The sequence below is a fragment of the Sphingomonas sp. AC435 genome (assembly GCF_979253005.1).
In genome coordinates this window covers 113216-128320 of sequence record NZ_CEEDCJ010000003.1, presented here as the reverse complement: position 1 = coordinate 128320, position 15105 = coordinate 113216, and the positions used below count along the sequence as shown (strand labels likewise).

General features: G+C 65.9%; 7 protein-coding genes. 4 read left to right on the top strand and 3 right to left on the bottom strand.

The features are described from left to right. Positions 1–35 precede the first annotated feature (35 nt). Positions 36–2864, top strand: a complete 2829-nt coding sequence (locus tag AC0CH8_RS06980) for a TonB-dependent receptor (protein ID WP_465239256.1) — start codon at positions 36–38, stop codon at positions 2862–2864. A gap of 84 nt (positions 2865–2948) precedes the next feature. On the opposite strand, the gene AC0CH8_RS06975 is transcribed toward AC0CH8_RS06980, so the two are convergent. Beyond that, complete coding sequence (locus AC0CH8_RS06975; RefSeq protein ID WP_465239587.1) at positions 2949–3785, bottom strand: alpha/beta fold hydrolase; 837 nt, start codon at positions 3783–3785, stop codon at positions 2949–2951. A 231-nt stretch (positions 3786–4016) separates the two neighbouring features. Between AC0CH8_RS06975 and AC0CH8_RS06970 the strand changes: the two genes are divergently transcribed. Further along, positions 4017–6104 (top strand): catalase, encoded by a 2088-nt coding sequence (locus tag AC0CH8_RS06970; protein WP_465239255.1) that lies wholly within the window; start codon positions 4017–4019, stop codon positions 6102–6104. Positions 6105–6179: 75 nt separating this feature from the next. Here AC0CH8_RS06970 and AC0CH8_RS06965 read toward each other — a convergent pair whose 3' ends face one another. Then, positions 6180–9575, bottom strand: coding sequence for an amidohydrolase family protein (locus tag AC0CH8_RS06965; protein ID WP_465239254.1), 3396 nt, complete (start codon positions 9573–9575; stop codon positions 6180–6182). A 155-nt stretch (positions 9576–9730) separates the two neighbouring features. Beyond that, positions 9731–12520 carry a TonB-dependent receptor gene (locus AC0CH8_RS06960; protein WP_465239253.1) on the bottom strand — a complete coding sequence of 930 codons (2790 nt, stop codon included), beginning with the start codon at positions 12518–12520 and terminating at the stop codon, positions 9731–9733. 204 nt (positions 12521–12724) lie between these two features. On the opposite strand from AC0CH8_RS06960, the gene AC0CH8_RS06955 reads away from it, so the two are divergent. Further along, positions 12725–14302, top strand: coding sequence for a tryptophan halogenase family protein (locus tag AC0CH8_RS06955; RefSeq protein WP_465239252.1), 1578 nt, complete (start codon positions 12725–12727; stop codon positions 14300–14302). Beyond that, positions 14299–15006 (top strand): SapC family protein, encoded by a 708-nt coding sequence (locus AC0CH8_RS06950; protein WP_465239251.1) that lies wholly within the window; start codon positions 14299–14301, stop codon positions 15004–15006. The genes AC0CH8_RS06955 and AC0CH8_RS06950 overlap by 4 nt, the downstream gene beginning before the upstream one ends. Positions 15007–15105 lie beyond the last annotated feature (99 nt).

The following is a 15105-nucleotide window of genomic DNA, read 5'->3' as shown; positions in this document are numbered from 1 at the left end:
CAACGACAACGATAATCGCGATTGGGAGAAGGACGATGATGGGGTATCTTTCGCGCTTGCTGCTGACCACGTCCGGACTGGTGCTGGCGACGACCGCCGGCAGCAGCGCGGCCTCGGCGCAGGTGGCGGATCAGGCGCCGGTGGATCGGGGCTCGACCGGTCGCAGCGTGGCGGCGGGTGCGACCGACCCCGCCGCGACCGCGACGACCGACCCGGCCGGTGTCAACCCGCAGGCCGATCCGTCGCAGACGATCGCCGACACGTCGGGCGAGGACATCGTCGTCACCGGCATCCGTGCCAGCCTGCAAAGCGCGCAGACCATCAAGCGCGACTCCGTCGCGATCGTCGATGCGCTGGTCGCCGAGGACATCGGGAAATTCCCGGACAACAACGCATCCGAAGCGCTCGCCCGCGTCACCGGCGTGCAGGTGGGCCGCTACCGCGACGAAGCCAACGGCGTGCTGATCCGCGGCCTTCCCAATGTGCAGACCACGCTCCAGAACCGCGACATCTTCACGGCGGACGGACGCGCGGTCGCGTTGCAGGATTTCCCCGCGCAGGCGCTGTCGAAGGTTGAGGTGTTCAAGGCCACGACCGCCACGAACATCGAGGGCGGGATCGCCGGCCTCGTCAATATCGGTCTGCGCCGGCCGTTCGACTTCAAGGGGTTCGAGCTCGCAGGCGCGATCCGCGGCACCTACAACGATGAATCGCGCAAGTACGACCCGATTGGCAGCGTCCTCGTCTCCAACCGCTGGGACACCGGTATCGGCGAGATCGGCGCGCTCCTGAACTTCAGCTACACCCAGTCGCGATATCTGAACTCGATCCGCTATCAGGGCTTTCAGGACTATCTGCTGCCCGACCAGCAGGTGCTGCCCGCGTCGGTGGGTCGCCAGTTCACCTATCCGCAGGACATCGGCCTGTTCTACGCGCGCGGTATCCGCAAGCGGCCGTCGCTCAACGGATCGTTGCAATGGCGACCGAACGACAATCTGGAAGTCTATGTCGACGGCCTCTGGCAGGCCTACCGGAACAAGCGCGGCGACGATTTCTTCGGAATCCCGCTCCAGGCCGGATCGCCGACGCTTCGCGATCTCGTCCTGACCGCGGACGGCAAGACCCCTGCCAGCTTCAACGCTCAACTCGGCATCGTCAACGGCCCCTCGAAGCAGGTGGGAGTCGAGAAGACGGACACGTATCAGGGTGCGGTCGGCGCGAAATACACCGCGGGCAACGCCGTGTTCACGACCGACCTCGCCTACACCAAGTCCATCGTGGACAACGTCTATTATTCGTTCGACACGCAGCTGATCCGGCCGATCGCGGTCGATGTCGGCCTGAACGTCGAGGGCAGTGTCGACTTCACGCCCACCGGTCTCGATTTCGACGATCCCGCCAGCTACAATTTCCGTGGCTTTTACGACCAGCGCAACCGCGCCACCGGCGAGCAGATTCAGTGGCAGGGCAACATGGTCCTCGACACCGGATCGGAGCTGTTTCCGGAATTCCAGATCGGCCTGCGCTACGCCAATCGTGACGCCAGCGCACGGTCGGGGGATCGCTACGCCGCCTTCCCGCAGCTCGGCATCCCGATCGCGCAGGTGCCCGGCGTCGACGAAGGCGGCGTCATCCGCGCCGGCTTCCGGGGATCGGATACGCAGCAATTCCGCCGCTATTACAGCATCTCCGCGGACGGCGTGCTGAACAACATCACCGGCATCCGCGATTTCGTCCGCGCCGGTCTGGTGCGATCGGGGGCGGACGCCGGCACGATCGCGACCTGGGCACCGGACGTACCCGACTACAACGCCGTCAACGCCTTCTCGGCCAACGAAGTCACCTATGCGGGCTACACGCAGCTCAAATTCGCCGGCGAGGCGCTGGGGATCAGGGTGGACGGCGTGATCGGCACCCGCATCGTCATCACCGACAATACGCTCGACGGCACGTCGGCACAGAACATCACGATCAACGGCGTGCCCAGCACCGTGTTCGTGCCCGTGCAGGCGAACAACCGCTACGTCGACGTGCTGCCCAACATCAATCTGACGTTCCACCTGACCGACAAGCTGCAATTCCGCGCGACCCGGACGGAGGCGTTGAGCCGGCCCGGCTTCAACCAGATCAACCCCGCGCTGACGATCCAGCAGGGCACGATCGGCGGCATCATCTCCTACACCGGATCGGGCGGCAATCCGAACCTGCAGCCGATCCGTTCCGACAATTACGATGCCTCGCTGGAATATTACTTCTCCCGCACCGGGTCGGTGTCGGTCGCCGGCTTCTATCGCAAGATCAACGGGTTCATCAGCAGCTTCGGCACGCAGGAAATCAATCCCACCTTCGGCCCGATCCTCGTCTATCGCCCGCAGAACGCAGGCTCCGGCCAGATCAAGGGAATCGAGGCGGCATTCACCACCTTCTTCGACTTCCTGCCCGGCTTCCTCAGCGGCTTCGGCATCCAGGCCAACGGCACCTATATCGACGGTTCTCAGAGCCTGCCGCCGGTGCCCGGCCTGACCCGCACGACGGGCTCGCTGCCGGGCGTGTCGAGGTGGAGCTACAACGTCATCGGCCTGTACGAAGCGGGTCCGGCATCGGTGCGCCTCGCCTATAATCATCGCAGCGCCAACGTGGATTCCTACACCGCGCCCGGAGTCTTCGCGACCGCCTACTCCGCCCCGGTCGGCCGCCTCGATTTGTCCGCCAGCTACGACTTCACGCCCAACGCGACGATCACTGTCGACGCAACCAACCTGCTGAAGCAACCGTATAAAAGCTATGTCGAGGCGCCCGCCTATCCCCGCGACGTCCGCTACGAGGGTCGAATCTTCTCGATCGGCGCGCGCCTGCGGTACTGACCTGCGGACCGCTTCCGGTCGGCCGGATCACCCCCCAATCTGCCGAGGGGTGATCCGGCCGATCCACGTGATCGACGGGCTACCTCAGCGGCGCACGAAGTCGAGCAGGTCGGGATTGATGACGTCGGCGTTGACGGTCAGCATGCCGTGGCTGAACCCGGGATAGATTTTCAGCGTAGCGTTCTGCAACAATTCCGCCTGCTTGATGGACGCGTTCCGATACGGCACGACCTGATCGTCATCACCCTGCAAGACCAGCGTCGGCACGGTGATCGCTTTCAGGTCCTCGGTCTGGTCCGTCTCGGCAAAGGCCGCGATGCCGAGATAATGCGCCAGCGCGCTACCCATCATGCCCTGACGCCACCAATTGTCGACCACGGCCGCAATCACCTCCGCGCCGTCGCGATTGAACCCGTAGAACGGACCTTCGGCAAACTCGCGGAACAGCTTGGCACGATTGGTCGCCAGTCCCGCCCGAATGCCGTCGAACACCTCCATCGGCACGCCGTCGGGATTGCCTGCGGTCCTGACCATCAGCGGCGGCACCGCGCTGACCAGCACCGCCTTGGCGACGCGGCCCTGCGGCTGACCGTATCGGGCGACGTAGCGAGCGACTTCGCCCCCGCCCGTCGAGTGGCCGATGTGCACCGCATTTCGCAGATCGAGATGCTCCGCCACCGCACTGGCATCCGCGGCATAATGATCCATGTCATGGCCCGTCCCGATCTGGCTGGAACGACCGTGGCCGCGCCGGTCGTGCGCCACCACGCGGTAGCCCTGATCGAGGAAGAACAGCATCTGCGTGTCCCAATCGTCCGACGATAAGGGCCAGCCGTGGTGAAAAACGACCGGCTGCGCGTCCCTGGGACCCCAATCCTTATAGAAAATCTCCGCACCGTCCGCGGTGGTCACATAGGTCATGGCAGGGTCCTTTCCGGTGGTGGTGATCGTGTTGGGCTGCACCTTAAGCGCGGCCTCCCGCATGAAACATCCCGATAAGATATCGCTGATCGTTCGAGAAATTCGAACGGTGCACGCGGTCTGTTGATCTGGATCAACGCGATAGGCGCTCACATTCCTGCGGATAGGCGCACTCGTTCGTACCCGACCGGTCCGCTGGGCCGTTAGCTCTCCCGAACCCGAGGAGTTTCCATGCACGATCATAGCGCCCTGAATGCCGGCAACGGCGGCGAAACCCATCAGATCGCCGATGCCGATCATCCAGTGCTGACCACCAATCACGGCACCCCGATCAGCGACAACCAGAACCAGCTAAAGGCCGGCGCGCGCGGTCCGGTCCTGCTGGAGGACGAGGTCTACCGCGAGAAGATCAACCACTTCGACCACGAGCGTATTCCGGAGCGGATCGTCCACGCCCGTGGATCGGCGGCGCATGGCTATTTCGAGTGCACCGAAAGCCTCGCCGACATCACCGTCGCCGACCTGTTCCAGAAGAAGGGCCAGCGGACCGAGGTGTTCACCCGCTTCTCGACCGTCGCGGGCGGCGCGGGATCGGTCGATACGCCGCGCGACGTGCGCGGTTTTGCGGTCAAATTCTATACGCGACAGGGCAATTGGGACCTTGTCGGCAACAACATCCCGGTGTTCTTCATTCAGGACGCGATCAAGTTCCCAGACCTGATCCACGCCGCCAAGATGGAAGCCGATCGCGGTTATCCGCAGGCGGCGACCGCGCACGATACGTTCTGGGACTTCATCAGCCTGATGCCGGAATCCACCCACATGGTGATGTGGGCGATGTCGGACCGCACGCTGCCGCGCACCTTCGCCAACATGGAGGGGTTCGGCGTCCACACCTTCCGCTTCATCAACAAGGAGGGTAAGAGCACCTTCGTCAAGTTCCACTGGAAGCCGAAGGCGGGCCTCGCCTCGACGATCTGGGACGAGACGGTGAAGATCGCCGGCGCCGATCCCGACTTCCAGCGCCGCAACCTGTTCGAGAGCATCGACCGCGGCGACTTCCCGACGTGGGAGCTGGGCGTGCAGCTGTTCGATGAGGAATTCGCCAACAGCCAGCCCTATGACGTGCTCGACGCGACCAAGATCATCCCGGAGGAAGTGCTGCCGGTGAAGATCGTCGGGCGGATGGTGCTCGACCGCTATCCCGACAATTTCTTCGCGGAAACCGAGCAGGCGGCGTTCGTGCCGAGCCATGTCGTGCCGGGCATCGGCTTCTCCAACGATCCGCTGCTACAGGGGCGGCTGTTCAGCTACACCGACACGCAGCTCTCGCGGCTGGGCTCGGTCAATTTCCACCAGCTGCCGATCAACTCGGCCAAGGGGCGTGCGGCGGCAGCGGGCTGCCCGTTCATGAACCAGCAGCGCGACGGTCACATGCAGATGGCGGTGCCCAAGGGCCGCGCCAATTACGAGCCGAACAGCCTTGCCCGGGCCGGCGAGGAAGCCGGCGCGCGCGAGGACCCGGAGGGCGGCTACAAGACCTTCCCGTCCGAGGAGCAGGGCCAGAAGCTGCGCATCCGGCCCGAGAGTTTCGCCGACCATTACAGTCAGGCGCGGCTGTTCTTCCGCTCGATGGACCCGGCGGAACAGGCGCATATCGCGTCGGCTCTGGTCTTCGAACTGTCGAAGGTGTCGCTGGAGCATATCCGCATCGCAGTGATGGCGAACCTGCGCAACGTCGACGAGTCTCTGGCGCAGCGCGTCGCCGACGGTCTGGCGATGGACCTGCCGACAGCCTCGCAGACCGCCGCGCCGGTCATCGACATGGACCTGTCGCCGGCGTTGCGGATCATCCGCGGACCGCTGGAGAAGCACACGCTGGAAGGCCGCACCGTCGGCATCCTGATCACGGACGGCACCGATGCGGCGGCGCTCGCGGCCCTGACGTCGGGTATCGCGGCGGCGGGCGGGGTGGCGAAGCTGATCGCGCCCAAGGTCGGCAAGGTGCCGCTGTCGGACGGGTCGTTCGTCGCCGCGGATGCGCAGTTGTTCGGCCAGCCTTCGGTGACGGTGGATGCCTGCGCCGTGATCCTGTCCGAGGCCGCCTGCGCCAAGCTGGTCAAGGAGGGCGCGGCCGTTCAGTGGGTCATGGACGCATTCGGCCACCTCAAGGCGATCGGTGCGAACGACGCCGCGAAGCCGCTGCTCGACAAGGCCGGAGTCGAGGCCGACGAGGGCGTCACTGACCTGTCCGGTTTCGTCGAAGCGGCAAAGAAGCGCTACTGGGATCGCGAGCCGAACGTCCGTACGCTGGCCTGACGCATACGCCGTGGTCCCGTCGTCCACCGCGGTGCACGACGGGACCACGGCCATCCGGCGCCGGACGCGCCGGGCTCAGTCCTGTGCCCAGTCGCCGTGCCCATGCCCGCTTGTCAGGCGCGCGCCGCTGCCATTGGCCCCCGTCGCGCCCTCCCACCAATAGGGTTTGCGCGTGTACGTTCCGGTCGCAACCTCGCTCAACGTCGCCGCGTCGTAGAGCCGTCCGCCCAGCATCACCTTGTCGACCTTGTCGCTGTTGCGGATGTCGATCGTCGGATCGGCGTTCAGGACCACCAGGTCCGCCAGCTTGCCGACCTCCAGCGAACCCACATCCTTGGCATAGCCCAGCGATGTCGCGGGCATGATCGTGCCCGCGCGCAGCGCTTCGATCGGCGACCAGCCGCCGCGCACGAAGCTCCACATCTCCCAATGCGCGCCTAGCCCGGCTTGCTGGCCATGCGCGCCGATCGACACCTGCACGCCCTTGTCGGCGAGCTTCTTGGCTTCGCGCGCGCTGGCCGCGTCGACATAATCCTCGTCCGGCGCGATTTCGCGACGCGCGTTCTGTGCCGCGAGTGCCGCCGGCGGGGCGTGTCGGGTCAGCAGCGGATGCCGCCAGACATCGGTGTTCGCGCGCCAATAGGGGTCGCCCGCCGGCCCGCCATAGGTCACCACCAGCGTCGGTGTGTAGTTGGTCTTGGTCTGCGACCAGAGCTGCACCACGTCGTTATAGAAATGCTCCAGCGGCACGTTGTGCTCGACGGTCGAATTGCCGTCCTGCACCAGGCTCATGTCCATCGTGAACAGGGAGCCGCCCTCCGGCACGACCTCCAGTCCCTCCGCCTGCGCCGCCGCGACGACCATCTGCCGCTGTTCGCGACGCGGCTGGTTGTAGTTCTTGACCGAGTGGGCACCCTGCGCCTTCAGGCGACGCACGATCGCCAGAGCATCGTCATAGGTCGCGATGTCCGCATAAACCTCCGCGGCCTTCGCGCCATAGATGACCTCGCCGGTGGAAAAGGTGCGCGGCTGGAGGCGCAGGCCCGCACGCTGCATCTCGGCGGCCGGGAAGATCTCCGCCGATCGCGACGACGGATCGTGGACCGTCGTGGTCCCGAAGGCGAGGTTCGCCATCGCGTTCCAGTTCTGCTCCGGGATCAGCTCGTCCTCGCCCTGCGGTCCATGCGCGTGCGCATCGACCAGCCCGGGGATGATCGTCTTGCCGGCGACATCGACGATCGTCGCGCCGGTCGGCACGGTGACGGTACCGCGCGGGCCGATCGCGACGATCCGGTCGCCCCGGATCAGGATCGTCGCATCGTTCAGGATGCCTCCATCGGTGCTCGCCATCGTCACGACGCGCGCGCCGACCAGCGCAACCGTACCCGTCGGCTTGGCTGCCGGCACGTCCATCGACAGCGACACGCCCGACTTCGGCGCGGCGAATTTCGGCGCATCCTCGCCCTGCGGTCCGGCGGCGAACAGCGCCGCGGTGTCGGCCGAATACAGCGTAGGCCCGACGCTCCAGTGGATGCGCTTGCCGTCGGCGGACCAGTTGATGAAGTCCGCACCGTCGCCGCTGACCCGGACGACGGGCAGCGGGCCGGATTTCTGGTCGATTTCGACGGCCTGCTTGCCCGGCAGCAGCGGCACGACGAACGCCTCGTAATTCTGTCGGAACGCGACATAGTCGCCAAGCGGGCTGACCTGGAAGTCGTTGACCAGTTCGCCGGTCGCGTGGACGCGCTCGGCCTGACCGTCCAGATCGGTACTGACCAGCTGACGCTTGCCCTTGTCCGATTTCAGCGAAAACACCCGCTGCGCGTCGCTGCCGAACTGCGGCTCGGCCGCGTCCTTGGCGATCCGGACCGGCATGCCGCCGGACGCCGCGATGCGGTACGCACCAACGCCCGATGCGCCGCGGGCCGCGGTCAGGCCATCGCTCTCGCCCTGTTCGAACACGATCGTCTTGCCGTCGGGGGAAAAGCGCGGACGGCGATAATGACCGCCGGCGGTGGTCACGGCCCGCGCCGCACCACCGGCGGCACCGACCACCCTGACCTGCCCCAGGCCCGCATCGGTCCATCCGACGAACACCACCTGCCGACCGTCGCGCGACCAGCTTGGCCACAGCTCCATCTCGTCCGATCCACGCGTCAGGCGTCGCGGCGCACCACCTGACACCGGCTTCACCCATAGCTTGCCCAGGGTTTCGAACACCACCTGCCTGCCGTCCGGCGACACGCTGGCCCAACGCGGCATCTTCGTCACCACCCGCTCGGGGGCGACCTCGACGACCGGGTGCGTGGCGTCGATCACGACGCGCGTGTCGGCGACCCGGAACGGGATCACCGCTCCGCCGCCTCCGTCCGCGTTGACCCGCCGCAGCTTGCCACCGGCCCAGAATATGATCGCGCGATCGTCGGGCGTCCAAGCCATGTTCGGATAGACGCCGGTGACCGCCCAGGTTTCCTGCACGTCGCGATCGAGCAAGTCGTACACGACCCGCTCGACCCCGGTCGTGATGTCTTTGACCCACAGCTTCGTCTGATTGTTTTCGCGCCGCACGAACGCGATCCGCTTGCCGTCATGCGCGGGCGTCGGGCGCACCGATCCGCCGACGCCGGACACCGCCGTCTCGACCTCGCCCGTGTCCAGATCATAGCGCTCGATGTCGAACAGGTCGGTGCGCGAGTTCTGCGCATATTCGAAGATCGGCCCCGGCGTGACGTTGCGCGTGTAATAGATGCTCTTGCCGTCCGGCGCGTAGATCGGTTCGCCCAACTCCTTCTGAAGCTGCTCGCTCGCGCGCTTGACGAGCTGGACGCCGCCACCACCGGACGCATGGTAGAGCCACACCTCGCCCGTGCCGAGCGAACGCCCCGTCGTGAAATGCTTCTTCGCCGCGATGAAGCGTCCGTCCGGGCTCCAGCTCGGCTGGTTCAGCAGGCGGAAGTCCTCCTTGGTCACCTGACGCTTGTCCGTGCCGTCGACGTTCATGACCCAGATATTGTCGCCGCCGCCGCGATCGGACGTGAAGGCGATCTGCCGGCCATCGGGGGAAAACCGCGGCTGATGCTCGAACGCCAGGCCGTCCGCGATCCGGATCGGCGTCCCGCCGGACATCGGCATCGTGTAGATATCGCCGAGCAGGTCGAACGCGATCGAGCGCCCGTCCGGCGCAACGTCGACGTTCATCCAGCTCCCTTCGTCCACCTCGACCCGCACCTCCCGCGTGTTCAGGCCGCGGGGCGCGTTGACGATCCAGGCGGGCGGCTTCTCCGCTTTCGCCGCAACCGCCACGGTCGCAGCGGCGGGGGCAGCGGGAGGCGGCGATGTCGCCTGCGTCGGCGCGATCGATCCCGACGGCTCGGGCAATGGCGCGGTCGCCTTGTCCTCGGGCGCTTGCGTCTTCTCGATCGGCTGGGACGCGGGCGGCGGCGCGGTCTGCGCCGAAGCGGCTCCCGCCATGAGGCAAAGTGCGATGGCGGTCGATGCGCGGTACGTCACGGTGATGTCTTCCCCCTTGCTTTCACAAGGTGTACCGCATCATCGGGCCGCGTCACCCCGGAAAACGGCAGGAATGGGCGGAGCCGGCGTAGCCGACCCCGCCCACCGTATGTCGTTCAGAACGAGAAGCGGACGCCCGCATCGTAACGCGGCCCGAAATTCTGATAGGTCAGCAACTGGTTGTCGAACCGGCCGGTGGTGAAGTATTTCGCATTGAACAGGTTGGTGCCCTCGACAAACACCTGCAGGGCAGGCGTCACGTTGACGGCGACGCTGCCGTCGAACTGGCCGTAATCGCGCACGAAGATCGGCTCGTTGCCCGAACCGCCCGCCAGCTGCCGCAGGAAGCGTTCGCGGCGATTATAGGCGATGCGCGCCGAGATGCCGTATTTCTCGTAGAAGACCGTCGCATTCTGCGAATTGCCGATCCCCTCCGCGGCGAACGACTGACCGATCTGGTCGACGTCGAAGTCGCGGTTGGTGCTGACGAACGTCGCATTGGCCTGAACGCCGAAGCCGCTCAGCACGCCCGGTAGCCAGTCGAGCGTGTGCACCACGTTCAACTCCAGCCCCTTGATCTCCAGCGACTCGGCATTGCGGGGACGTCGCACGCTGAATTCGCCGAAGAACTGCCCGCCGCGTTGCGTAATCAGCCCGCCGACCGGCAGCCGCACGCCCTGTGCGTTGCCCGCATTGGCGATCGGGATGGACTCCGTCGCGAAGGATTGAACGATGAAGTCGTCGACCTTCTTGAAGAACACCGCCGCCGACAGCGTCGTGGTCGGCGTCGGATACCATTCCAATGACAGATCGGCGTTGTTGGCGCGATACGGCTTCAGCTCGGTGTTGCCGCCGCTGGCGCTCAGCGTCGCCGGCCGGAGCGTGTCGGTGTTGAAGGTCGGGGCCAGATCGCCGATCGCGGGCCGGGTCAGCGTCTTGTATGCCGCGACCCGGACCTGCAGCTTGGGCGTCAGGTTCAACCGCACGTTCGCCGCCGGCAGGAAGTTGCTGTACGATGAGTCACGGGAAATCGCGACACCCGCGGGGCTGGCGAACACACCGACATAGATCGTCGGATCGGTCGGGGGATTGCCGCCGGTCGGCGTCAGGTCGACCAGCTGGCGCTGCTGCCCGAACGAACTGAGCTCCGTATACTCGTATCGCGCGCCGACGTTGACGAACAGCGGCATGGCACCGACGTCCGCCTCGAAATCGAAATCGGCATAGCTGGCATAGACCGTTTCCCGGACGCGAGCCGACGGTTGCGGCGTAGCGGCATAGCCGTTGACCCTTGCATACCGCGCCGCCGTGGTGCCGGCCGCCAGACCCTGGGCGCGATCCAGCGCGGAAGTCGCGGCCGCGCTGGTCAGGAAATCGAGATAGCGGCGCGGATCGAAGGTCAGGAAGGTCAGCGGAACCGAACCGCTCTTCGCGCCCAGTCCGTCCATCGTGAACGACGACAGCAGCGACGGGTCGGCCAGCGTCGGATAGCCGCAATACACGCAACCGACATCGTCCGCGGACGTGATCGGGACGTTGTTCTTGTTGCGCGAGGTGCGCGCCACACCGAAGCGGAACGCCTTGAACAGCGTGTTCTCCGGCTTCCATTCGTTGTTCCAGCGGTATTCCGTCACCTTCTCGGTGATGTCGTTGCCGTTGACGCCTGCGATATGCGTGCGGCCCAATGCCGGATTGCTCAGCACGCCCGCGCCATAGCCGGAGGTGGAGCCGATGCCGCCATTCTCCGCCTGGGTGAAGCTGTACTGCGACGGCGAGCCGATGACCGCGAAATAGGATTTGCCGCCGCCCGCGTTCTTGGCGCGCGACCACGTCGCATCCAGCACCATCTTGAACTCGTCGGTGGGATTCCATTCGACGTTGCCGCCGGCTTCCCAGGTCGTCGTCTCACGCACCGCGCCCGACGAGATGAAGTCGGCATTGCCGCTGGTGGTCAGCGAGGTGATCGTGCGGTTCCCGTCGATCGTCGCGGCGGTATATTGCGACGGCTCGAACCAGCTGCCGAGCGCGCGCGTGGTCGAATCGCTCTTGAACTTGTTGTACAGCCCGTCGACCGTGAAGGTCAGCGTGTCGCTGGCCTCGTACTGCGCGACCAGCGTGGCGCCGAGCCGGGTGCGGACGTCGCGCGCATTGCCGACATCCTGGTTGCGGGGCGCATAGACGTTTCGGAACAGCGGCGCAGCGTTCGGCCCGACCGTCGTGTTGGGCAGATAGCCGCCGTTCGTGACGGAATCGATCGACGCGATACGCTTCTGGTACGACAAGGACGCCAGCAATCCGAGTCGACCATCGGCGAAGGTGTTGCTCAGCAGGCCGAACACTTGCGGCGTGAACTTCTCGCTGTTCTTCTCGTACAGCGCCTTGGCGCTGACGATGCCCTTGAACTCCTTCAGGTCCAGCGGACGTGGCGTCTGGATATTGATCGTCGCGCCGATACCGCCGCCCTGCAACGAGGCCTGGGAGCTCTTGTAGACCTGCGCGCCGCTGATGAGTTCGGCCGGGATCAGGTCGAACGAGAAAGCGCGGTTGAAATTGTCGCTGGCGAAGCTGCGGCCATTGAACAACACGGTGTTGAACTGTGGGCCCAGGCCGCGAACGGTGACCGACTGGCCCTCACCGTTGCTGCGGTCGATCGCGACGCCCGGAATACGCTGAAGCGATTCGGCTACGTTGGCGTCGGGGAATTTGCCGAGATCCTCGGACGAGATCGCATCCAGAACGCCGATGGCATCGCGCTTCTGTGCGGCCGATGTCGCGATGCTGGCGCGGATACCGGTGACGACGATGTCGTCGGCGGCTTCCTCCGTCTGCGGCGGCAGGCTCGCGGCCGGATCCTGTACCGTCGGCGTCGCCGTCTGCGGCTTGGCCATCGCGGGCGTGGCGGCCATCAAAGCGATGAGCGCGCTGGCCAGTCCACACGCAGAATACGTCGCGTTCCGCTTGAATTGTCCTTGAGTTTTGCCCATCGCTATCCCTCCCGATTGAAGTCCCGCCTCGCTTGAACGGGATCATCGTCTTTGCTAAAGTTATTGTCTGATTAATACAACGGGAAAATGCAAACGATTTTATTCCCGCAAATAACAGGGGCTTAGATGTCGAATGGAGGGGAAGTCGGCCGCGGTCCTGCGGCCAGCGTGAACACCGTGATCGTCGTCGGCGGCGGCTCGGCAGGATGGCTCGCGGCGTGCCGGATCGCCGCGCAAGCGAAGCGCACCGGCAGCGGAGTGACGGTCAAGCTCGTTGAATCCGACCGGATCCCCACGGTCGGGGTTGGTGAAGGTACGTGGCCGACGATGCGCAACACGCTGGCGAAGATCGGCATCAGCGAGACGGACTTCATCCGCTCCTGCGACGCCTCGTTGAAACAGGGCGCACGCTTCGTCGGCTGGACCGACGGCCTGCCCGGCGACGCCTATTACCACCCGCTCAACCCGCCGGCCGGCGCCAGCGAGATCGACCTCGCGCCCCATTGGCTGGGCCGCTCGGACGGCAGCGGTGCGAGCTTCGCCGACTGCGTCGATTATCAGGCGGCGCTGTGCGACGCCGGCCTCGCACCGAAGACGATCACCGCGCCCGAATATGCGGGCCATGCCAATTACGCCTACCATCTCGACGCCGGCAAGTTCGCGACGATGTTGCGCGATCATGCCACCGCGTCGCTGGGCGTCGAGCACGTCATCGGCGACGTGACCCGCGTGAACCAGTCCGACAACGGCGACATCCTCGACGTCGAACTCCACGACGGTCGTCGCATCGCCGGCGACCTGTTCGTCGACTGCACCGGCTTCGCGGCGTTGCTGATCGGCGGCGTCTACGGCGTCCCGTTCAAAAGCTGCCGCGACGTGCTGTTCGCCGATCGCGCGATCGCCATGCAGGTACCGTACGACCGCGAGGACGACCCGATCGCCTGCCACACCATTTCGACCGCGCAGGATGCCGGCTGGATCTGGGACATCGGCCTGTGGACGCGCCGCGGCGTCGGTCATGTCTACAGCAGCGCGCACACCAGCGACGATGCCGCCGAAGCCGCCTTGCGCCGCTACGTCGGCCCAGCCGCCGACGCGCTGTCGGTCCGCACGATCAACATCGACGGCGGCTACCGCGAGCGCTTCTGGCAGAACAACTGCGTCGCGGTGGGGCTGTCCGCCGGCTTCATCGAGCCGCTGGAGGCCTCCGCGCTGATGCTGATCGAAACGTCGATGGACGCGATCGCGGATCGACTGCCCCGCACGCGTGCGGCGATGGACATGGTCGCGCGCCAGTTCAACGACACGTTCCGCCACCACTGGCTGCGCATCGTCGAGTTCCTGAAGCTGCATTACGTCATCACCCAGCGCACCGACACAGACTTCTGGCGCGATAACGCCGCCGCCGCGTCGATGCCGGACGGGCTCCAGGAACGGCTCGACTTATGGCGGCATCACTCGCCCGCGCCGCAGGACTTCTCGCACGCGCGGGAGGTGTTCTCGTGGCCCAGCTACCAATATGTCCTGCACGGCATGCGCTTCGCCAGCCACTATCCCCCCGTCGGGGCGGCGGCATCGGAGGCGACAATGGCCACCGGCCTGATCGCGCGCAACGATCGCCTTCGCGCCGACCTGATCGCCCGCGCGCCGCGCCACCGCGACCTGTTGCGGTCGGTCCGCGAATACGGCCTGCAACGCGTATGAGCCGCATCCGCCCGCTCGATCCGGCACACCACGGTGCGCTGCGGTTCGACCCCGGCATCGTCGCGTCCACGCCGCGCTTCGTGCAGATCGGCCTGTCGGAGATGGCGCTCGCCGCCGCCGACATGCCGCTCTGCCTCGCCAAGGACGCTCATACGGGCCGGTTCAACCTCATCGCGCTGCTCGGGCTGGTGGAGCCGCAGAACCTGTTCTGCGTCGACGGGCGGTTCCACGCCACCTATTGCCCCCGCGCGCTGCAACTCACGGGGTTCCGGCTGCACCCCGACGGCGTCGCGGGCCTCGCCATCGACGAGGAAGACCCGGCGCTCGGAGCATCCGGACAAATGCTGTTCGAAGACGGTCGACCCACTCCCCTGCCCACGACCGTCGCGGACGCGCTACGACGCCTCGTCGCCGACCTCGACGCGGCACGCGACCTGATTGCCGACTATGCCGCCCGCCACCTGATCCGACCCCTGCGCCTGACGCTCCGCCGTTCCGACCAGCACGAACATGTCATCGACGGCCTCTACACGATCGATCAGGACGCCCTGTCTGACCTGTCCGATACCGACGTCGTGACCCTGCACCGCGCCGACCGGCTCGCGCCGGCGACATTGCTGTCGGCGTCGCTCACCCAGATCGAGCGTCTCTGCCAACTCGACGCCGCCCGCCACCAACAGGACCGATTTCACGCCACCTTCTGACGAGTGCGCGCGACAGTAGCTTGAACCGTTCGTGCTGAACCTGTCGAAGCCCAGATGACGCTTAAGCCGCCTGCGGCTTCGCTCTGGACAGGCTTCGAC